The organism is Rhodococcus sp. JCM 9793, from assembly GCF_055380405.1.
Window position 1 is genome coordinate 1420065 of sequence record NZ_AP043721.1, and the last position, 20668, is coordinate 1440732.

Consider the following 20668-nt stretch of genomic DNA (forward strand, 5'->3'; position numbering starts at 1 on the left):
TGCTGGAGTGAAGGTTGGGGAGTATGGGATTTCGAGAGTGGCAGCGCCGTCGAGGCGTTCGCACTGTCGCCCTCGGTGCTGCCGTGGCCGTGGCCGCGGCGGTGGGTCTGAATACCTTCGTGTTCAACGACCCGCGCAGCGATGCGGAAATCCTGGTCGACGATTTCGTCGGGGCACTCAACGACCGGGAACCCGGCGACGCCGCCGAACTCACCTCGTACCCGAACGCCGCCGAACCGGTGCTCGCACAGATGTTCGACGGTCTTTCCGACGGCAGCGTCGACTACGACGTCACCCAGCTCGTCGAGCTCAACGCGGACTCCGGGTACTTCACACTCACTGCCGACTGGAACTTCGGGGAGAACAAGGACTGGCATTACCAGGTCGACGGTTCCGTCCGGAAGCTGGCCGTCGGCTGGCGCGTGTCGTGGAGCCCTGATGTGGTCGTGCCCGACCTCGCGGGCCGGACCGTCCACCACGTGCGCACGGATGCCGCACCGCCCAAGATCTTCGATCGTGCGGGAAATCCGCTGATGGAAGAGCAGACCATCAATGCGGTCGTGCTCAACCCCGCGCTCATGCCCGATCCTGTCGCCAGCTCGACACGGCTTGCAGAGGTCCTCGCCCCCGTCGCGCCCGTCATCACCTCCGAGCTCATGCAGGAGAGGCTCGCCGCCGATCCCGGGGCCCGGATCACTGCGGTCAAACTCCGCGACCAGGACTATCAATTCCTCGAAGACGACATCGTTGCCGTCCCGGGTGTCGAGGTCATCAAGACACCCACGCTGATCAGCTCAGACCGGAGGGTCTCGACGCCGCTGCTCGATTCGCTCCGTTCGGCGTGGCAGCTCGAACGAGACCGCACCGCCGGGTGGGCCGTGACACTCGAAGACCCAGAACAGGGGCCGATCCAGGTCGCAGGGTTCCAGGGGCCCCCGCCTCCGGATCTGACGGCGACCGTCGACTCGCACGTGCAGCTCGCAGCCAAGGAAGCCGTCGTCACCGTAGGTACTCCCGCGGCGCTCGTCGCGATCCAGCCGTCGACCGGTGGGATCCTCGCCGCAGACGTCAACAACCAGGCCATGGAACTCGGACCAGTGGCCACCCGAGGCCTCTACTCGGCGGGTTCCGTCTTCGATCCCGTGCGGTTGGCGGCAGGACTCGACCGCGGTGTCGCTCCCGATTCGGTGAGCACCGACGATCTGGCCGATACCGCGCGTCGCCTCGGACTCGGCGTGGGGTACTCGGTGCCGGGCTTCGAATTCGAGACCGCACAGATCGGGCACGGCAGGTCCGGGGTGGTGCAGTTCACCGGCGACGGCGACGACGAGTCACTCGTCAGCCCGCTCGGTGCCGCATTGCTCGCCGCGTCGATCGCGCGCGGCGAAGCTCCCCCGCCCATGCTCGTGCAGGGTCAGCCGGCGTCGGTCACCGATGCACCCGAGCCGTTGCCGGCGCACGTGACCGACGCTCTGCGCGGGCTGATGATCGACAACGTGCAGAACGGTCCCGCGTCCTTCTTGAAGGGGCATCCGGGCCTAGCAGGGATCGCCGCCGCTGCCGGCGATGACCGCTGGTTCTTCGGCTACACCGGCGACGTGGCGTTCGCGGTGTTCGTTGCCGACGCCGATGGTGGCGACCGCGCAGTGAGGATGGCCGACCGATTCCTCACCGAATTGGCGAAGCCGCCTGCGTGATCCTGGAGTGCACCGGCGCCGGTCAGCGCCCCTGACCCGGTACCGGTACGTTCGAACATCGTGACGATTGTCGATGCACTGCTGCTCGTCGTCGCCGGGTTCTTCGCCGGCGTCGTCGGGTTCGTCACCGGTCTCGCGTCGCTCGTGTCCTACCCCGCGTTACTTGCGGTCGGGTTGTCGCCGGTCGCCGCGAACGTCACCAACACCGTCGCGATGGTCGGTGTAGGCGTGGGTGCGCTCAGCAACTCTGCTCGTGAAGTGGTCGACACGGGCCCGCGGGTGTGGAGGTGGACGGCGTACGCGGCTCTCGGTGGTCTGACGGGCGCGGTCGTGCTCCTCGTCGCGCCGGCCGGGTCGTTCGAGGCCACGGTGCCGTTTCTCGTCGCGTTCGCGTCGCTCGCCCTGCTGCTGCAGCCGAAGATTCGGGAACTTGCCGGTGGGCGTGATCTTCCCCGGGTGTTCGCTGCTGCCCTGTTCGTCGTCGCGGTGTACGGGGGCTATTTCGGGGCGGGCGCGGGCGTCATCTTCCTCGCCCTCACTCTGATCTGTACGTCCGAGTCGATCTGGCGTGCGAGCATCCTCAAGAGCTACCTGCTCGGCGTCGCCAACCTGGTCGCGGCGATCGGTTTCGCGTTCTTCGGCCCGGTCCACTGGATCGCCGCGGCGGCCATGGCGGTGGGTGCGTTCGCCGGTGGTTGGTGTGGTCCACCACTGGTCAAGCGGATCCCCCCGACGCTGCTGCGGGTCGCGGTGGCCATCGCAGGTTTCGGTCTCGCCGGATGGCTTGCCTTCGGTTGATTCGATCCTTCAGGTGCTTCAATACGGGCCTCGGGTCACTAGTGCACGCCGTGCATGAGTTTCCGGATCCGCGGAGTGAGTGCGATCAGGATCAGGCCGACGGCGATCGAAGCGCCGCCGATCCACAGGTAGTACGACACCTCGGTGTCGTCGTTGTAGTACCCGGCGAGTGTGCCGGCCAAGGCGCTGCCCAGCGCGACCGACAGGTAGAACAGGGCGACCATCTGCGTGTGGAAGTTCTTGGGCGCGAGTTTGGTCGTCAGTGACAGGCCGACGGGAGACAGGAACAGTTCGGCCAGGGTGAACAGCAGCAGGATGCCGACGAGGCCGAGAAGCGGTGCACTGTTGGCGCCGCCACCGGCCATCGGGATGAAGCACAGGAATGCGATGCCCATGATGATCGTGCCGCACGCGAACTTGATGGGCGACGACGGTTGCCGCGGCCCGAGCTTCGTCCACACTGCGGCGAACACGCCGGCGAAGATGATGATGAAGACCGGGTTGATGGACTGGACCCATGACGGTGGGAAGTCCCAGCCGAACAGGGAGCGGTTCAAGCGTGTGTCGGAATACACCGCGACCATCGTGAACTGCTGCTGGAACAGCGACCAGAACACGGCGCTGGCGAGGAACATCGGAATGAACGACCACACCCGGCTGCGTTCGACCGGCGTGATATGTCTGCTGGTCAGAATGACGGCGAAATAGACGACTGCCGCGAAGATCGTCAGCCCGACCACGATGTCCGACATGTTCCCGGTGGTGATGACGCCGGTGGTCGCAAGGACTGCGACGACGACGATGGCCAGTACTGCTCCGCCCACAACCCGCAGCCGGAGATCGGCCGGGAGCGGATTCGGTGGTGTCTTGCCTATGTCGCCGAATTGCTTGCGGTAGATCGTGTATTGCGCGAGACCGAGGAACATTCCGACCGCAGCCAGACCGAAACCCCAATGGAAGCCGTACCGGGTCTGCATGAAGCCGGTGAGCAGCGGTCCGACGAGGGCACCGAGATTGATACCCATGTAGAAGAGCGAGAATCCGGCGTCGCGGCGGTCGTCGTTCTCCTTGTACAGATCGCCGACCATCGAGGTGGCGGTCGCCTTGAGTCCGCCGCTGCCGAAGGCGACGCAGATCAGGCCCACCCCGACCCCGACGAACCCGGGGAGTATCGCCAACGCGATGTGGCCGAACATGATGAGTACGGCACTGTAGAACAGGGTGCGTTCAGCGCCGAGGAGGCGGTCGGCGATCCAGGCGCCGACGATGGTCGACAGGTAGACGGTGCCACCGTACGCACCCACTATCGAGGTGGCCGCAACCTGGCTCAGGCCCAGCCCGCCGTCTGCCACCGAGTAGTACAGGTAGTAGATCAGGATGCCCTGCATGCCGTAGAACGAGAACCGCTCCCACATCTCGACACCGAAGAGGTTGGCGAGGGGGAGCGGTTGTCCGAAGAACCGGTGGTCGGTCCTGATCTCGGAGGTCGGTACGGTGTCGCTCATGACGTCACTGTTGCACCGACACGCTTTCGGTGTGGCCGATTTCGGCCCGACCATCGTGTGCTCGTGATCATCCCGCGCTCACACGACGGCGGATGATGACCTGTGCGATGATGCGCCATCCGACGAGCACGGCACCGAGGAACAGCGTCGCGACGATGACGAAGGCCGTCGCAGTGCCCTGACCGGTCAGGGCGCGCAGCAGCATTCCACCGACGAGTGCACTCACCCACAGAACCAGCCCCGTCGGGACGGCAGCGTAGGCGTCGAACTTGTCGCGGCGGAGCCATGCGGTGAGGAACCATCCGATGGTGAGTCCTCCGAGGAACGGCCATGCCGTTCCGGCCAGGCCCACGAGGTCGAGTGCTTCGTCATGGCTGGATCGCCCGAGTGAAGCGAAGACGATGACCAGGATGACGTCGATGACCAGCGCGGGTGCGTACCTTCTCACGCGTCCAGGGTATCCCTGGTGCGAGTGGGCCCGGCCAGAGGCGTCAGGCCTGCTGAAGGGCCTCGATCTCGATGTTCAGGGTGATCTTGTCGCCGAGGACTGCTCCGCCGCCTTCGAGGGGCATCTCGATGGAGATGCCGAAGTCCTTGCGGTTGATCACGGTGGTCGCCTCGAAGCCCGCGACTGCGCCCTGGCCCATGCCCGGGTTGACGCCGTTGAACTCGAGCTTCAGCTCGATCGGCTTGGTGACGCCGCGCAGCGTGAAGTCGCCTGCGAGGACGAGGTCGCTGCCGTCGGCGCGCACACCCGTGCTGGTGAATGTCGCGACGGGGAACTGCTCGGCGTCGAAGAAGTCGGCGGACTTGATGTGTGCGTCGCGGTCGGCGTTCTTGGTGCTGATCGAGTCGACCTGGATCTCGGCATTCGCGGTCGCGGTGCCGTCCTCGGCGACGACGATGGTGCCTGAGAAGTTCTCGAAGGTGCCGCGAACCTTGCTGACCATGAGGTGACGGACGGAGAAACCGACGGTGGAGTGGACGGGGTCGATTGCCCAGGTGCCTGCGGTGAGGCCGGGGAGGGTGGCGGTGCTGGCGGTCATGGGGCGCTCCTGTGGGTTGTTCCAGTTGTTCATTGAACCTTCAACTTCTTACGAAAGAAGCATGACACAATCTAGTTGAGTTCGCAACTACTTTTTCGTGAACGGATTCATTCGGGCTGAAGAACGGTGCGCTCTGCACCGTGCACTGTGCTGTCCGTGCCGGGGGTGCTGCGTTCGGCGACCGGATCGATCTCCGTGCCGGCACTCGCCCCGCGATACAGGACCGCGACGGTGGTCCACCCGATCACCGCGACGAACACGACGCTCACCGCCCGGTAGACGAACACCGCGGCGAGGGCCTGCGACGCGCTCAGTCCCGCCGCGGTGAGCGTTGCGATCAGCGTGCCGTCGACGAATCCGAGACCTGCGGGTGCCAGCGGAACGCTGCCGACTGCCTTCGCCGCGGTGAAGGCGATGATCAGGCCTGCCAATGAGGGTGTGCCGCCGACCGCCCAGCACGCGAATCCGAGGCAGATCATGTCGAACACGCGATTCAGGCCCGACCACGCGACCGCGGCCAGCATGTCCCGTCGACGAAGCTGTACCGCTTCGAGCTGCGACAGGGCGCGTTCGAAAGCGTCGATCCCGGCGTCGGCCGATCTTCTGGTCAGCCGGTTGAAACGTTCCAGATTCCACGTGACGAAGGTCTTGACCGACGAGGGGTTCTGCGCGACGTACCGCAGGCCGAGGAGCAGTGCACCGGCCACCGTGATCGACAGCAGCAAGGTGACGGGACTCATCGACGAGCCGACGGCGAATGCGCCCACCGCCCCCAGCGCGGCGAGAGCGGCGGTGGACACCACCCCCGACACCGCGAGCTGCCAGGACGCGACCACCGGCGTCGCGCCCCAGCGGCGCGTCTGCCGATAGGTGAACGCCGTCGAGAAGACGAGGCCGGCGGGGAGGGTCACCGCCATCGCAGTACTCCCGTAGACCACCGAGGTCGACCGAGACAGACTCACCTGAACTCCGCCCGCACGCAGCACCTTGCGGAGGAGTCCTGCGAACGCGCTCAGTGAGAGGAGTTGCGCGACCACCGCTGCCGCGACCCAACCCCAGTGCATTTCCGTCAGGGCTCGCCAGGATTCGCTCATCGAGGGCCAGAGGTAGATCCCCTCGACGACGAGGAGTGCGATCAACGCGACTGCGGACGCCCATTTGATCCACCGAAGGCGGCCCCGTCGCGGTGTAGCGTCGGGGCCAGATCGGTCTTCATGCGGCTGCGCCACTCGGCCAGCGTATCGAACGCCGTCGACACGGTCGTATGGTTACCTGTCGGTAGAGGCCGGTTCGGGAGATCGAACGGGCCAAGCAAGGTGCGTCATGCGCCCCCGTCCGCGTAATTGGACCTCGTCGCCCAGTTCCCAATGACCACGCTCATCGTCGTCCGCGAAGTACAGGGCACTCGACGATGCGAGCACCCGGCTGGGACGCATCTTCGCCAGCTCGGTCAGTCTCGACGCCTCGTTCACCGGGTCGCCGATCACCGTGTACTCGAAGCGCTCCGCGGCACCGATGTTCCCGGCCACCGCCAGTCCGGCAGAGACCCCGATACCGATGTCGAGCCCGGTGATCTCGTTGAGCGCGAACCGCAGCTCGCGCGCCGCAGCCAACGCGGCGGTGGGGGCGTCGGGACGATCCAATGGTGCGCCGAAGATCACCAGCGCGGCGTCACCCATGAACTTGTTCACGAACCCGTGGTGCTTGTCGACGACGTCGACGACCACCCGGAAGAACTCGTTGAGCAACTCCACGACCTCGTTCGGGGGTCGCTCGGCCGCGGTGGCCGTCGAGCCCACCATGTCGACGAACAACACGGCGACGTAGCGCGTCTCACCACCGAGTTCGGTGCCGTACTGCAGGGCCCGGCGCGCGACGTCCTCGCCGACGTGCTGACCGAACAGTTCGCGCAACCGTCGACGCTCGTCCGACTCCGACATCATCCGGTTGAAGCCCACCTGCAGCCGACCGATCTCACTACCGTCGAACACCTCGACCTGGACCCCGGACGCACCGCGCTGGACGCGTTCGATGGCCCAGCGCAGCTGCTTGATGGGGTCGGAGATCTGCGACGACGTCAGCAGTGACAGCACGAGCGCGAGCCCGATCGACATCACGGCCAACGCCAGCACCGACCATGCGAGCGCATCGGATCCGAATTCGTTGTCGGTGGTCAGCTGCGTGACGCACAGCAGCACGATCCCGGCGACCGGCATCAAGGTGCCCAGTCCCCAGGTCATCGCCAGACGGGTACCGACGCCGGGCGCCATGGTCCGATCGAAACGGCCCTCGCTCAGGGCGCGTGCGGCCACCGGCCGTAGGATGCGTTCGCCGAGCATGTAGGTGAACCCGAACGTGCTCGTCGCGGCCATCGCGACGGTAATCGCGACGGTGATCGCGAGCGACGGCATCTCCTCCGCGGTGAGGAACACGAACAGCACCCCGCCGAGCAGCCACAGCACGAGGTGCACGACCGCCTGCCGGAGGGGTGCGTGCAGGGCAGCCATCTGCTCCGACCGGGTCGGCGGACCGCCGCGCAACTGCCACCGCACCACGGACCGCAGCATCAACGCTGCCGCGCTCAGGCTCACGACCCCCGCGAACGCCAGGTAGACGGCAAAGACGGCGAAATTGCGGACCCTGTCCGCGATGATGTTCTCCGACTCCTCGATCGGCAGGCCGTACCGGACGAACGCGAACACCAGCATGGCGCCGAACAGATTCGAGGCGCCCATCGAAACCATGTAGAGCGGCCAGCGACTCCGCAAAGTCGCCGCGACTGCTCGATATGACCTCAACACGACTTCAAATCAAACCACTGTGCGGACGGTCACATGACCTTGTGGTCGCACTAGAGGGTCACCGAGTGGTTGGATTCACCGAAAAAGTGACGACGAAGGCGAGGGACACGGAGATGGTGGAATCCATACCCGGGCTCTCGCGGACCGCAGATCCGGACGCTCCGCTGTGGCGCGCCGCCCAGGTCTTCCGGCTGGTCACCGTCGTCTACGCGGTCAGTTCGCACTTCTCGACCGTCCAGCACTACACCGACGAGGGGTTGAGCTGGATCCTCATCGTCGTGCTCGTGGTGTGGTCGCTGACCTCGGCGCTGCTCCTCTCACGCGGACCTCGCGGGCGCCCGGTGGTCGTCGCGGTCGACCAGATCACGGCGATCGCACTGATGGCGTCGACCCGGCTGATCTCCGATCACGACTGGTACAGCCATCATCAGACGATGCCCACCACTCTGTGGGTCGCCAACGCGGTCATCTCCGCCGCACTCTTCGCCGGCCCTCTTGCCGGAATCACCTCGGCGATCGTGATGGCCGCGGTCAGCGCAGTGGTGCGCGACCAGGTCAACCTCGACCTGTGGGCCGACGCGACCGCGCCAGTCCTCGTCGCATGCGGTGTCGCGATGGGATTCGCGATGAGAACCGCGCGGACGGCGCACCGTCAGCTCGAGGAGGCCATGCGGATCGCTGCGGCCACAGAAGAGCGCGACCGGCTCGCCCGGCAGGTCCACGACGGCGTCCTTCAAGTGCTCGCGCTAGTGCAGCGTCGCGGCGACGAGGACTCGGGACTCGGTGTCGATCGGGCCGAACTCGCACAGATGGCCGGTGAACAGGAGGAGGCATTGCGCCGCCTCATCTCGGAACAGGACACCGAGGTCGATCGAGGCGGGCAGCACGTCGACCTGACCGCAATGCTGCGTGTGCGGGTCGACGGCGACGTCACCGTCGCGGCGCCCGCGGATCCCATCGTGATGGACCGGCTGCGCGCGGGTGAGCTCGTGGCGCTCGCGACCACCGCCCTCGACAACGTCGAGCGCCATGCCGGACCAGGTGCCAGGGCCTTCGTGCTGCTCGAGGACCTCGGCGACGAGATCGTCCTCTCCGTTCGTGACGACGGCGTCGGCATCGAATCCGGACGGCTGGCCGAAGCATCTGCGCAAGGGCGTCTCGGTGTGTCGAAATCGATCGTCGGTCGGGCACGGTGGCTCGGCGGCATAGCCGAACTCGAGACCGCGCCCGGCGAAGGCGCCGAATGGGAGATTCGCGTCCCCAAGGAGGAAACGCATGGCTGAGATCACCGTGATGGTGGTCGACGACCATCCCATCTGGCGCACCGCCGTGTCCCGCGACCTCGAGGAAGCAGGCTTCCTCGTGGTGGCGGAAGCCGACAGTGTGCGGACGGCCCGAGCGCGGGCCGTGGTCGAACCCACCGTTGTCCTCATGGACATGTCGTTGACCGACGGCAGCGGAACGGACGCGACCCGCGCGGTTCTCGAGGTGTCGCCGCGCTCGCGGGTACTCGTGTTGTCTGCGTCAGCGGAACGCGCCGATGTGCTCGGTGCGGTGAAGGCCGGGGCGTCCGGGTATCTGGTGAAGAGCGCGTCGGCCGCGGAACTCGTCGAAGCCGTCGTCAAGACCGCAGCGGGGCAGGCCGTGTTCACGCCCGGTCTGGCGGGGCTCGTGCTCGGCGAGTACCGGAAGCTGTCGGTGTCGAGACTGCGTGAGTCGTCGGTGCCGACCCTCACCGACCGCGAAACCGAGGTCCTTCGACTCGTCGCGAAGGGGATGTCGGCGAAACAGATCGCGTCGCGCCTGGTGCTGAGTCACCGCACCGTCGAGAACCATGTGCAGGCGACGCTGCGCAAACTTCAGCTCGCCAATCGGGTGGAACTGACCAGATACGCGATCGAACAGGGCTTGGACTGACGTTCGGAATCATCTCGAGTTCCTGGACAGTGCATTACGAGTTCTGGACGCTGCATCGTGCGCCGACGACTCTAGAGTGGTCGCCATGGACCCGAAGGATCTCAGAGTTTCGGACGCAGAACGTGAACACGTGGGTGAACTACTGCAGCGCGCAGTGGGCCAGGGCATGCTGTCACTCGGTGAATTCACCGAACGGATGGACACCGTGCTCGCCGCGAAGACCCGCGGTGATCTGAACCAGGTGCTCATCGACCTGCCCGGTATCCAGATGCGCCCGGAGTTCCAGCAGCAGCCGCAGTTTCCGCCTGCGCGGGCATACGAGCCGCACGTGGTCGCAGCCGCTGCGCCGATGTACCCGGCAGGTACAGGGACCGTTCTCAAGGGCAGGATGTCGACGATCGCGCGCAAGGGTCGCTGGGAGGTGCCGCCGGTGCTGCAGCTCGACACCGTGGCATCGTCGGTGTCGCTCGACTTCACCGAGGCGGTGATGCAAACGCAGGTCGTGCGCATCGAGGTCAGCGACTATCTCAGCTCGATCAGCATCGTGGTGCCGATGGAGGCGACCGCCGACATCAACGGCCTCGAAGCCATTGCGTCGTCGGCGGTTTCGAAGGTGGGCGCGGGTGCCCCGTACGGCCCGCTGCATCTGGTGGTGACGGGCAAGATGCGCGCGGGGAGCCTGACAGTCGCGCACCCGATGGGTGCGCGACTGCGTAAGTTCCTTCGGGGGACCTGACCCGTCCTACGGTGACCCGTCCTACGGCCGACGCTTCTTATGAACGACGCTTCTTATGAACGACGCTTCTTATGAACGACGCTGCCGGGCGATCAGCTCGCTGACGCTGATCGTCTGAGCGTCATCGTCGCCGGCGCCGTGGCGCCGGCTCTGGGTGTCGGGTCCTCGTGAATCCCGGCTCGGAGGCGGCCGACGGCGGTCGTCGCGTCGGGGCAGATCAGGCCTGTCCTCAGGGTTGTTCGGGACGGGATCGTTCTGGGCGGGATTGTTCGTGCCCTGCGACTCGGGTTGCTGCGGTGCTTCCGGTTGCTGTGGCGCCTCGGGATTACGACCGGGGGTGGACGGTGCCCGCCGCATCTGCGAAAGCCAGCTCTCGATTGCCTGCGGATCACGACCTTGGGGTTGAGCAGCCTGTGTTCGATCGGCCGGGGGTCGAGGATCAGGAGTCTGCGGTCGAGGAGCCTGCCCCGGTGTAGAGCCGGGATGTCCTGCGCCTGCCTGAGCGTTCTCGCCGGTGTTGCCCGTCGGGGCCTGAGGACGCACGTCCGTGCGCGGAAGCGGTGGAGGTACCGATCCACGCTGTCGACGCGGCAGTGGAGGCATCGCCGCGGTCGGCGGCTGTTCGCGCGGGGGCTGTGCAGGACCTTGCTGTGCGGGTGGGGATGCTTGTGACGGCTGTCCTTGTCCGTGCTGCGCAGGCCCCTGCTGTCGCGGTGCAGCCGGCTGCTGCGGTCCTGCCGCCTCGCGGCGGGGGAGCGGACCACTCGCGTTGCCGGGCGCAGGCATTCCGCGGGTAGGCAGCGGAGGCTGCCCCGGACCGTGCTGCCCCGGACCCTGCTGTTGGGGCGGAAGGGGCGGCCGGCCCGGCCGTCCGCGCCGTATCGGTGCGGAAACCTGGTCGTCGCGGCGCGGCGGAATCCCAGCGCCGCCGCGCGGCGGCGGTCCGCCCGGCTGGCTCGGCTGGCGGGGTACCGGCGGACGCCCCTGCGACCGGCGCGGAGGCGGGAGGTCGCGTGTGCGGCGCTGCTCGGAGGCGGGGCGCGGTGCAGCGATCGTGGGCATCGGCTGCGTCATCATGTCGTTCGCGCCCTCGGCATCGCCGAACATGCCCTTCGGGAACCGGTGTGATCCCGTTGCCGTGATCGTCGAGGGCCCGAACATGCCGACGGTGATGAGCTCGGGGACATCCTCGGGCATCAGCTCGTCGGGCAGGATCGGCTCGGCGAGGCCGACCTTCTCCTGGATCCGTTTCATCCATGCGGGCGCCCACCAGCAGTCGTCGCCGAGCAGTTTCATCACAGCGGGGACGAGGAACATGCGGATCACGGTCGCGTCGATGATCAGCGCCGCGATCATGCCGTACGAGATGTACTTCATCATCACGAGCTCGGAGAATGCGAACGCTCCGGTGACGACGATGAGGATCAGTGCCGCGGCGGTGATGATGCGACCGGTATGGGCCGTGCCGATACGGATGGATTCGGTGGTGCTCGCGCCTTGCGATCTGGCCTCGACCATGCGTGAGAGCAGGAACACCTCGTAGTCGGTCGACAGGCCGTAGATGATCGCGATGATGAGCACGAGCACCGGCGACATGATGGGACCGGGCGTGAAGTTCAGCAGGCTCGCGCCATGACCGTCGATGAATATCCACGTGAGGATGCCGAGGGTGGAGCCGAGCCCGAGCGCACTCATCAGCGCGGCCTTGATCGGCAGTACCAGCGACCCGAACGCCAGGAACATCAGCAGGGTCGTGAGTGCCACGACGAACACGACCATCAGTGGCAACGTGTCGAGGAGCGCCGCGATCGAGTCCTGTTCGATCGCCGGGGTTCCGCCCACGTACACCTCGACTCCGTCGGGCCACGACGCGGAATGCAGGTAGTCGATGGTGTCGGCGGTCATGTTGCGATCGAGGAGACCGGCCTTGAGGACGCGGACACCGTCCTTCGCGGGACCTTCGATGGAGAATTTCTCGACCAGCCCGGGTGCAGCGCTACCGGTCTCGATGATCTTGTTGAGGTCGCCGCCCTCGGCGCCCCGGACGACGAGCTTGACCGGCTCGGTCCGCTGGCCGGGGAACAGCTCGTCGAACTGTGCTTGCGCGGTGCGGGTCACGTGGCCCGGCGGAAGGTAGGTCTCGTTGATGCCGCCGAACTTGATGCCGGTCAGCGGAGTGATGAGAAGCAACAGACCGATGACCGTCGGGATGGTCACCTTCATCGGATTGAGCATCACCCAGCGGGTGAGGCGGCCGAGGAAGCTGTTCTCGATCTGCTCGTTCGACTGGATCTGGCCGAACTTCTTCATGCCGAACTTGTCGATGCGCCTACCGAGGATGGCGAGGATGGCGGGGAGTACCGTCACCGACGTCACCGCAGCCAGCGACACGGTCGCGATCGCACCGTAGGCCACCGACTTGAGGAAGCCCTGCGGGAACAGCAACAGGCCGCCGAGACTGGTGATCACCATCGTTGCCGAGAACACGACGGTGCGCCCGGACGTGATGACGGTGCGGCGCACCGCAGCGGCAGTCTCGTAGCCTTCGGCGAGTTCCTCTCGGAACCGCGACACCATGAACAGGCCGTAGTCGATCGCCAGACCGAGCCCGATCAGCGACACCACGGGTGCGACGAACGAGTTGACCTCGGTGAAGTTGGTGATCAGGCGAACGATGCCGTTGGCAGCGATGACCGTCAGGCCACCGGTGATCAGCGGCAATGCCGCGGCGACGACACCACCGAAGACGAAGAACAACAGGACCCCGACCGCGGGGATCGCGAGGATCTCCATGCGCTTGATGTCGTTGGCCATCGTGTCGTTGAGCGCGTTGGTGACCGGCTGTAGTCCGGCGAGCGAGACGTCGACCCCGTCGATGTAGAACACGTCTTTGACGTCGCGGAAGTTGTTCGCGATCTCCGTGTCGTTGTCGCCGGCGATCGCGATCGATGCCACTCCGTGCTGCTTGGTCGCGTCGGAAAGGGCAGGCAATGCCGGGGCAGCGTCGGTGGGCCAGTACGCCCCGTTGATCTTGAGGATCTTGTCCGAATGCTCGGCCATGATCGTGTTCAGGCTGTCGACGACGGTCGTCGTGAACTCGGGGTCGTCGACCGTCGTTCCTTCGGGCGCGGTGTAGAGCACCAGGACGTCGCCGTTGGTGTCGCGGCCGAACGTGCCATCGGCCAGCTTCGCGGCCGTGACGGACTCCGAGCCGGGGTCGTCCCAGCCGCTCTGGCTGAGATGGTCGTTCAGGCTCAGGCCGTACCCGGCGAGCCCGAGCAACGCCGCGACCATCACCGCAATGACGGTGAAACGCGCGCGGACGACGAGCTCTCCCCAACGGTCGAACACGTAAATCTCCTATTCGGCGACGCTCTTGCGCCCCGCAAGAAGGGCTGAAAGCGGTCGGAAAGGCTGCAGCCACGCACCCTCGTCTGGCAGCGTTTCGAGGCTGACTCGCGGCAGCGGCTCACGGAACACACCGGGGATGTCCTCGAGATCGACGAAGTCGAGGATCTCGGAGGTCACCGCCCAGCTGGCGTGTTCGCGGAAGCCGAGCACCTGCACTGCGACGCCGGCTGCGGCGAGTTCCTCGAGAGGTTCCCGGAACGCCTGCCCGTCGGCGGATGCAACCATCACACCGGCGAGGCCCTCGCTGCGCCGCAGCTCGATGTGCTCGAGCATATCGGAGTCGACGTCGCTGTCCTCGTCGATCTTGGGCTTGGCGAACACCGCGAAGCCCACGTTACGCAGAGCTTCCACCCAGGGGCGCACCACGTCGGCGCTGCCCGGCGCGATATTCGTGAAGACCGTCGCCTCTGCCTCGAGGGGCGACGTGCGGTTGCGCGACAGGTCTGCCGTGCGGCCCAGAAGCCAGCGGCCCAGGGCGTCGAACCGAGGCCGGTAGGCGGCCGTCGGGCGACCGCCGAGGATTGCGCCGAGGCCCATGTCGAGGTTCGGTGCATCCCAGACGAGCAGGACACGCCCGGGTCGCTCGGTGCTGTCGATCACGGGAGGGTCGGTCACACCGGACACTTCTTCATGGACGCTCATGCTCCGATCTTCCCCCAGACCATCTCGGCGATGCGGCTGCCCACCTGGTGAGCCTTGTCTTCGAACTTCGTGACCGGCCGTTCGTGGCTGATCGGAGACTCCCACGTCACATCTGTGAGCTGCGGCTCGGCGTTACCGGCTTCCAGGATCCACTCCGCGTATTCGGCGTGGTCGGTCGCGACATGCAGCACGCCGCCCGGCTTCAGCCGACTCGCGATCAGGGCGAATGTCGTGGGCTGCAGCAGTCGGCGCTTGTGATGCCGTGCTTTCGGCCACGGATCAGGGAAGAAGACCCGCACGCCGGTCAGTGACTCCGGCGCGACCATGTGCTCGAGGACCTCGACTGCGTCGCCGCGCAGAATCCGCAGATTGGATACGGGCGCGTCGGTGCCGGCGGTGCGCTCGATCCGCTGCAGCGTCTGCGCGATACCCGGCAGGTAGACCTCGACGGCGATCAGGTCGACGTGCGGTTCTGCCTGTGCCATCGAGACAGCGGCGGTTCCGGTTCCGGAGCCGATCTCGAGAACCAGGGGTGCGGAGCGTCCGAACCATGCGTCGGTGTCGAGGAGATCGTCTCCGACATCGCGACCGAGTTCGGGCCAGCGGCGGTCCCATGCATCCTGCTGCGGATCGGTGAGCGCTCCTCGACGGGAGCGGAAGCTCGTCACCCGCGGGTACAGGCGGTTCCCCCTGGACTGATGCTCTTCGAGCGTGTCGGTCGTGTCCTGATCGGCGTGGTTCACCCGACCATTGTCACGTATCGGGAGAGTGCGTGGCAGGAGTGACCGGTGTGACCACAGGGTTTTCTCAGGATGAGAGTCCCCGATATCACGCTCGGGACTTGTCGGGGGCGTGGCCTCTGGCACAATCCGTCGCAACGATCGGGGGGTCATGGCGGGGGAGTCGAGGACAGAATGTTCGGGCTCGGGGTCTTCGGGCTCGGGGTCTTCGGGCTCGGGGTCTTCGGGCTCGCAGTATGCGGATGTGGGGGCGTGGCACCGGCTCGCCGGTGAGGTGGATCGGCTGGATCCGGCCGCCGGCCGCACGCTGCACTCTGCGCTCGCCCGGTATACCGCGCCGTTGCGGATCCAGGTCGCGGGGCGCGCAGGTGTCGGACGCGACGATGTGCAGCGCGCGCTGCCCGAGCTGCCCTGTGCGTCGGAGTCCGCTGTCGTCGATGCCCCGGGTGTTCCCGATCCCGTCCTCGACGCCGATGTCGTCGTCTACGTGCTGCCCACCCGGCTCGATCCGGCATCGGTGCATCCCGCCGACCAGCGGACTCTCGAGACGCTCGATCCTCGTCGCGTCGTCGTGGTGGTCGCGGGGGATACCCCGGTCCCCTGCCTGACGGTGCCGGTGTTCGTGCAGGACGATCCGTACCTGGACACGACGATCACCGACCGTGTCGACGGCGCCCACTCCAGGCGATTCGAGGATTTCGTGCGCGCAGTTACGCGGATCGCCGCGTCGCCGCAGGCACGGGGCGTGATCGAAGCAGCACTCGAGGACGTTGCCGTCCCAGGGTTTCCGGTCCGGTGAGCAGCGCCGACGACGTCCTGCGTCGCTGGAATCCGCGTGGGTGGGCACGGCTGCACCGATCGTCTGCCGCGGACCCAGGTAAGGCCGTGGACCCAGGTACGGCCGTGGATCCAGGTACGGCAGTCGACCCAGATACGGCAGTGGTGCGGGTCGCGGGAGTGGCGGGATCGGGCCGCACCGCGCTCACGGCCGAACTCGCAGAACTCGGAGGCGTCGAATATACCGAGGACGGGGACGCTCCGGTGGTGCTGATGGTGCTCGACGCGTCGTCGGTTCTGGGTCGCACCGAACTGGACGAACTCGACGCGGCGGCGCGCGGCGCGGCCGACGTGGTGTTCGCGTTCACCGGCATCGATCGCTATCCGGAATGGCGGTCGATCAGCGACCGCGACATCGAACTGCTGCATCGGCACGCACCGTGCCTCGCGCGCGTCGTGGTGATCCCGGTGTCGGCCGTCGCTGCAGCCCGGGCACGTGATCTCGGTCGTGATGCCGGTCGGGTGCTCGCACTCGAGTCGGGGATCGTCAGTGTGCACGAGGCGCTCCTTGCGGCGGTGGCAGCATCCGCGCACGGTCGGACGACGCGCAGCGCGGTGGTCGCGCAGACCCGCAGCATGATCGTCGAGGAGATCGCTGCGCTCTCGGCCGCCGACGACACCGCGGATCTCCGTGCCGAGCGTGCACGTCTCGCGACGCGACCGGTCGGCTCCGCACCCCGCCCGGACTTCCCTCGAGCCCGGGTGGAATTGACACAGGAACTCGCTGTGCGAGCGCGGGAGACGTCGGTGCAGTTGCGCGGCATGCTCGACGAGGGCTCCGCCCACCCGCGAGACGTGGAGACTTTGCTGACCGCGCACTCACAGCGCCTCCGGGACGAGGTCGCTGCGGGCGTCGAGCACAGGTTCGGAGTTGTGGCGCAGCCGCCGATGGTAGGACCGGCTCCCATTCCACAGGTGCCCGGCCGTCGCCTCGACGATCGCCTCGCGCTCGTGTTGGGGGCATCTGCCGGTGCGGGCCTCGGCCGCATCGTGGCCACCATGCTCGGAGCGATCCCGGTGTCGGTGTCGGTGCTGGTGACGGTCATGTGTGGGGCGATGGCCGCGTGGTGGCTCGTTCGTCTGCGCAGACAGCTGGCGCACCGTGATCTGATGCGGCGGTGGGTCGTGGACGAGTTGACCTCGCTTCGCGCGGACCTCGAGGCGTGGGTCCGCACGATGGTGTTCGACGCGGAATCGGCGTTCGGTCACGACACTGCCGCGCGAGAGCGCGCACGCGCTGCCGACCTGCACGAGCGGGTGGCAGTGATCGACGAACGGATCCGTCGACGCATCGGGGAACAGCGCGCCCGCATCGCGGCGTGTGAACGGGATCTGGCGATGTTGAGACAGGCGGAACCGATCGGGGATCCGGTGCGTCCAATCGGGTGAGGGAACGGCTCGAGAGAACGAACACCACAGAACAAGCACTGCAGAACAAGTACCGCAGAACCGATCTCAGGAGCAGGCATGGCGGACACATTCCTCGGGGCCGACGGGCTCGGCGACCAGCATCTCGGCGGCTTCGACGTGTTCGATCCCGCGAGCACGGCGGTATGGGCGAACTCGGTGGACGCGACGACGGACCTCGACGGCGACGGGATCCGCGACACCGTCGCTTTCGACAACGGGCTCGGTGCGCTCGTCGTGGCCACCGACACCGATCTCGACGGTCTCACCGACCGGCTCACCGCTGTCGCCGACGACGGAGAATTCGGTGTCTGGGAGTTCCACCGCAAACCCGACGGAACACCCGGATGGGACAGGATCGACGAAGGTACGATCGGAGTGGACGAGAGTCACACAACCGAGCACAAGTGAGGCGTATCGCCTGTACGAGCACGGAGGAGGGATGTATTCTCCACGCCTCTGAATCGTTTCTGTGACATTTCCGACCGGCCCCGAGTGTTCCCGGCCGGACGTCCAGCGTTAACCTCTATGAATAGGACATCCGGCGCCCGCGTCCTCCGTTCGGCCACGGACGAAGCGGGTGGTACCCCTGCCGAGAGGGGAAGCCCGGGTTCGCCGCTGTCACTGCACTACAGATGCAGGTCGGGGGAGGGATCCGGTTCCGGGCACACCCCAGGAGAGTTTGATGACCTCAGCCACCATTCCCGGTTTGAACGGTACCGACGACAAGCTCCCGACCCAGCATGCGGAGCTGCTTGCGTGGGTCCAGGAGGTTGCCGAGCTCACCCAGCCCGATCGTGTCGTGTGGGCAGACGGATCCGATGCGGAATGGGATCGGCTGACTGCTCAGCTCGTCGAGGCCGGCACCTTCACTCGTCTCGACGACGAGAAGAAGCCCAACTCGTTCCTTGCGAACTCCGATCCGTCGGACGTTGCGCGCGTCGAGTCCCGCACGTACATCTGCAGCGAGAACGAGATCGACGCGGGCCCCACCAACAACTGGATGGCGCCCGACGAGATGCGTGCCACCATGACCGAGCTGTACCGCGGCAGCATGCGCGGCCGCACCCTCTTCGTGGTGCCGTTCTGCATGGGCCCGCTGGGCGCCGATGATCCGAAGCTGGGTGTCGAACTCACCGACTCGGAGTACGTCGTCGTCTCCATGCGCATCATGACCCGCATGGGTGCCGCTGCGCTCGAGAAGATGGGCACCGACCGTCCGTTCGTCAAGGCGCTGCACTCGGTGGGTGCGCCGCTCGAGGCGGGTCAGCAGGATGTGGCGTGGCCGTGCAACGACACGAAATACATCACCCATTTCCCCGAGACCCGTGAGATCTGGAGCTACGGCTCCGGCTACGGCGGCAACGCTCTGCTCGGCAAGAAGTGCTACTCGCTGCGCATCGCATCGGCGATGGCTCACGACGAGGGCTGGCTTGCCGAGCACATGCTGATCCTCAAGCTGATCTCGCCCGAGAACAAGGCGTACTACGTCGCCGCAGCGTTCCCGTCGGCGTGTGGCAAGACGAACCTCGCGATGATCCAGCCGACCATCCCGGGCTGGCGTGCCGAGACCCTCGGCGACGACATCGCGTGGATGCGTTTCGGCGAGGACGGCCGTCTCTACGCCGTGAACCCCGAGTTCGGCTTCTTCGGTGTCGCGCCGGGTACCAGCGCCGATTCCAACCCGAACGCCATGGCGACGATCGAGGCAGGCAACACCATCTACACCAACGTCGCGAAGACCGACGACGGTGACATCTGGTGGGAGGGCATCGGTGGCGAGAAGCCCGCGCACCTGACCGACTGGCTCGGCAACGACTGGACCCCGGAGTCCGACACGAAGGCCGCTCACCCGAACTCGCGCTACTGCACCCCGATGTCGCAGTGCCCGATCCTCGCCCCCGAGTGGGACGACCCGCAGGGTGTGCCGATCTCCGCGATCCTGTTCGGCGGGCGGCGCAAGACGACGGTTCCGCTGGTCAGCGAGTCGTTCGACTGGCAGCACGGCACTTTCCTCGGCGCGACCCTGTCGTCCGAGCAGACTGCTGCTGCCGAAGGCAAGGTCGGCAACGTTCGCCGCGACCCGATGGCGATGCTGCCGTTCCTCGGCTACAACGCCGGCGACTACCTGAACCACTGGATCAACCTCGGCAAGAACGCCGACGAGTCCAAGCTCCCGAAGATCTTCTACGTCAACTGGTTCCGCCGCGGCGACGACGGACGCTTCCTGTGGCCCGGTTTCGGCGAGAACTCTCGCGTGCTGAAGTGGATCGTCGATCGCATCGAGCACAAGGCGGACGCCCAGTCCACGGCCATCGGTTACGTGCCGACCGCAGCCGACCTGACCCTCGACGGACTCGATGTCGACGCCGCCGACGTCGACGAGGCCCTGAAGGTCGACGTCGACGAGTGGAAGGCCGAGATCGACGGCATCGCCGAGTGGTTCGAATTCCTCGGTGAGAAGGTGCCCTCGGGCATCCGCGACGAGTTCGAGGCTCTGAAGCAGCGCCTCGGCTGATCGATCGAACGACACCACGAATGCCCCGCCGGGTTCAGTCCGGGCGGGGCATTCGGCGTCTCGGGTGCGAAATGCAGCTCAGCTGCTCTGCGAGGCCAGCCATTCGTCGATGCGCCGCTTCGCTTCGTCGGGGGAGACGTCCTCGACTCGGGTCATGATCGCCCACCGGTGTCCGAACGGGTCGAGGATCGTCGCGAACCGGTCGCCGGTGACGAACGTCGAAGGCTCTTCGAAGACGTGTGCGCCGAGTTCTACGGCCCGCGCGAAGACCGCGTCGGAGTCGGCGCAGTACAGCACGTACGAGTGGTTCACGTCGTTCGTTCCGTCCGGGGCGTGCAGGCCCATCGTCGGGATGGGGTCGCTCAACTGCATGCGACCATTGCCCAGATCGAGTTCCGCGTGCGCGACGGAGCCGTCGGGACCGTCGGTGCGGTCGACGAGTGCAGCCCCGAACGCGTCGCAGTAGAAGTCGATGGCCTTCGCGGCCCCGTCGACGACGAGAAACGGAGTGAGGGTGGTGTAACCCTCGGGAATGGGATTCACGGAATTCGTCATGCTCCCCAGTGTTGGACCTGAGGGTCGTACCTGTATTGAAGGAACCCGACATGGTGCG

Annotated in this window: 18 protein-coding genes; 9 read left to right on the plus strand and 9 right to left on the minus strand. The window is 66.4% G+C overall.

From position 1 onward, the window contains the following. Positions 1–23 precede the first annotated feature (23 nt). On the plus strand, positions 24–1697 hold the full coding sequence (locus tag ACZ46K_RS08880) for an NTF2-like N-terminal transpeptidase domain-containing protein (RefSeq protein ID WP_464747721.1): 1674 nt from the start codon (positions 24–26) through the stop codon (positions 1695–1697). A 60-nt stretch (positions 1698–1757) separates the two neighbouring features. Continuing rightward, positions 1758–2495: a sulfite exporter TauE/SafE family protein gene (locus tag ACZ46K_RS08885; protein WP_464747723.1), complete on the plus strand. Its 738-nt coding sequence runs from the start codon at positions 1758–1760 to the stop codon at positions 2493–2495. Between the two features lie 38 nt (positions 2496–2533). On the opposite strand, the gene ACZ46K_RS08890 is transcribed toward ACZ46K_RS08885, so the two are convergent. The 5 genes from ACZ46K_RS08890 to ACZ46K_RS08910 all read right to left on the minus strand — a co-directional run bounded on the left by ACZ46K_RS08890 (position 2534) and on the right by ACZ46K_RS08910 (position 7790). Further along, positions 2534–4000 (minus strand): peptide MFS transporter, encoded by a 1467-nt coding sequence (locus ACZ46K_RS08890; RefSeq protein WP_464747725.1) that lies wholly within the window; start codon positions 3998–4000, stop codon positions 2534–2536. 67 nt (positions 4001–4067) lie between these two features. Further along, on the minus strand, positions 4068–4448 hold the full coding sequence (locus tag ACZ46K_RS08895) for a DUF3054 domain-containing protein (RefSeq protein WP_464747727.1): 381 nt from the start codon (positions 4446–4448) through the stop codon (positions 4068–4070). A 43-nt stretch (positions 4449–4491) separates the two neighbouring features. Continuing rightward, positions 4492–5046 (minus strand): YceI family protein, encoded by a 555-nt coding sequence (locus ACZ46K_RS08900; RefSeq protein ID WP_054805392.1) that lies wholly within the window; start codon positions 5044–5046, stop codon positions 4492–4494. A gap of 107 nt (positions 5047–5153) precedes the next feature. Then, positions 5154–6275, minus strand: coding sequence for a flippase-like domain-containing protein (locus ACZ46K_RS08905; RefSeq protein ID WP_054805390.1), 1122 nt, complete (start codon positions 6273–6275; stop codon positions 5154–5156). Between the two features lie 39 nt (positions 6276–6314). Further along, positions 6315–7790 (minus strand): adenylate/guanylate cyclase domain-containing protein, encoded by a 1476-nt coding sequence (locus tag ACZ46K_RS08910; RefSeq protein ID WP_464749272.1) that lies wholly within the window; start codon positions 7788–7790, stop codon positions 6315–6317. 170 nt (positions 7791–7960) lie between these two features. Between ACZ46K_RS08910 and macS the strand changes: the two genes are divergently transcribed. From macS to ACZ46K_RS08925, 3 genes are all read left to right on the plus strand, one after another. Beyond that, complete coding sequence (gene macS / locus ACZ46K_RS08915) at positions 7961–9130, plus strand: MacS family sensor histidine kinase (protein ID WP_464747729.1); 1170 nt, start codon at positions 7961–7963, stop codon at positions 9128–9130. Between the two features lie 10 nt (positions 9131–9140). Then, a complete protein-coding gene (locus ACZ46K_RS08920; RefSeq protein ID WP_054805393.1) occupies positions 9141–9764 on the plus strand; it encodes a LuxR C-terminal-related transcriptional regulator in 624 nt (207 codons plus the stop codon). 85 nt (positions 9765–9849) lie between these two features. Further along, positions 9850–10500 carry a DUF1707 SHOCT-like domain-containing protein gene (locus tag ACZ46K_RS08925; protein ID WP_054805391.1) on the plus strand — a complete coding sequence of 217 codons (651 nt, stop codon included), beginning with the start codon at positions 9850–9852 and terminating at the stop codon, positions 10498–10500. 69 nt (positions 10501–10569) lie between these two features. Here ACZ46K_RS08925 and ACZ46K_RS08930 read toward each other — a convergent pair whose 3' ends face one another. From ACZ46K_RS08930 to trmB, 3 genes are read right to left on the minus strand one after another with little or no spacing between them, the layout of a single operon-like run. Then, entirely contained in the window at positions 10570–13851 is a 3282-nt protein-coding gene (locus ACZ46K_RS08930; RefSeq protein ID WP_464747731.1) for an MMPL family transporter, read from the minus strand. A 9-nt stretch (positions 13852–13860) separates the two neighbouring features. Then, entirely contained in the window at positions 13861–14553 is a 693-nt protein-coding gene (locus tag ACZ46K_RS08935; RefSeq protein WP_054807612.1) for an NYN domain-containing protein, read from the minus strand. Beyond that, a complete protein-coding gene (gene trmB / locus ACZ46K_RS08940) occupies positions 14550–15332 on the minus strand; it encodes a tRNA (guanosine(46)-N7)-methyltransferase TrmB (RefSeq protein ID WP_464749273.1) in 783 nt (260 codons plus the stop codon). Before trmB ends, ACZ46K_RS08935 begins: the two co-directional genes overlap by 4 nt. 205 nt (positions 15333–15537) lie before the next feature. On the opposite strand from trmB, the gene ACZ46K_RS08945 reads away from it, so the two are divergent. The 4 genes from ACZ46K_RS08945 to ACZ46K_RS08960 all read left to right on the plus strand — a co-directional run bounded on the left by ACZ46K_RS08945 (position 15538) and on the right by ACZ46K_RS08960 (position 20055). Then, entirely contained in the window at positions 15538–16092 is a 555-nt protein-coding gene (locus tag ACZ46K_RS08945) for a hypothetical protein (protein ID WP_464747733.1), read from the plus strand. Further along, positions 16089–17519, plus strand: a complete 1431-nt coding sequence (locus ACZ46K_RS08950; protein WP_464747735.1) for a hypothetical protein — start codon at positions 16089–16091, stop codon at positions 17517–17519. Before ACZ46K_RS08945 ends, ACZ46K_RS08950 begins: the two co-directional genes overlap by 4 nt. Positions 17520–17597: 78 nt before the next feature. Then, positions 17598–17948: a DUF6802 family protein gene (locus ACZ46K_RS08955; RefSeq protein WP_054806629.1), complete on the plus strand. Its 351-nt coding sequence runs from the start codon at positions 17598–17600 to the stop codon at positions 17946–17948. Positions 17949–18222: 274 nt separating this feature from the next. Continuing rightward, the gene (locus tag ACZ46K_RS08960) at positions 18223–20055 is read left to right on the plus strand and encodes a phosphoenolpyruvate carboxykinase (GTP) (protein WP_464747737.1); all 1833 of its coding nucleotides are present in this window, start codon (positions 18223–18225) and stop codon (positions 20053–20055) included. A gap of 78 nt (positions 20056–20133) precedes the next feature. Here ACZ46K_RS08960 and ACZ46K_RS08965 read toward each other — a convergent pair whose 3' ends face one another. Next, positions 20134–20610, minus strand: a complete 477-nt coding sequence (locus ACZ46K_RS08965) for a VOC family protein (protein ID WP_054806628.1) — start codon at positions 20608–20610, stop codon at positions 20134–20136. Between the last annotated feature and the right edge of the window lie 58 nt (positions 20611–20668).

Bases quoted from the DNA above. Each gene is read 5' to 3' on its own strand.
- ACZ46K_RS08880 (WP_464747721.1), top strand. From the start codon at position 24: ATGGGATTTCGAGAGTGGCAGCGCCGTCGAGGCGTTCGCACTGTCGCC.
- ACZ46K_RS08890 (WP_464747725.1), bottom strand. From the start codon at position 4,000: ATGAGCGACACCGTACCGACCTCCGAGATCAGGACCGACCACCGGTTC.
- ACZ46K_RS08900 (WP_054805392.1), bottom strand. From the start codon at position 5,046: ATGACCGCCAGCACCGCCACCCTCCCCGGCCTCACCGCAGGCACCTGG.
- ACZ46K_RS08910 (WP_464749272.1), bottom strand. From the start codon at position 7,790: ATGGTTTCGATGGGCGCCTCGAATCTGTTCGGCGCCATGCTGGTGTTC.
- macS (WP_464747729.1), top strand. From the start codon at position 7,961: ATGGTGGAATCCATACCCGGGCTCTCGCGGACCGCAGATCCGGACGCT.
- ACZ46K_RS08920 (WP_054805393.1), top strand. From the start codon at position 9,141: ATGGTGGTCGACGACCATCCCATCTGGCGCACCGCCGTGTCCCGCGAC.
- ACZ46K_RS08925 (WP_054805391.1), top strand. From the start codon at position 9,850: ATGGACCCGAAGGATCTCAGAGTTTCGGACGCAGAACGTGAACACGTG.
- ACZ46K_RS08935 (WP_054807612.1), bottom strand. From the start codon at position 14,553: ATGAGCGTCCATGAAGAAGTGTCCGGTGTGACCGACCCTCCCGTGATC.
- ACZ46K_RS08955 (WP_054806629.1), top strand. From the start codon at position 17,598: ATGGCGGACACATTCCTCGGGGCCGACGGGCTCGGCGACCAGCATCTC.
- ACZ46K_RS08960 (WP_464747737.1), top strand. From the start codon at position 18,223: ATGACCTCAGCCACCATTCCCGGTTTGAACGGTACCGACGACAAGCTC.
- ACZ46K_RS08965 (WP_054806628.1), bottom strand. From the start codon at position 20,610: ATGACGAATTCCGTGAATCCCATTCCCGAGGGTTACACCACCCTCACT.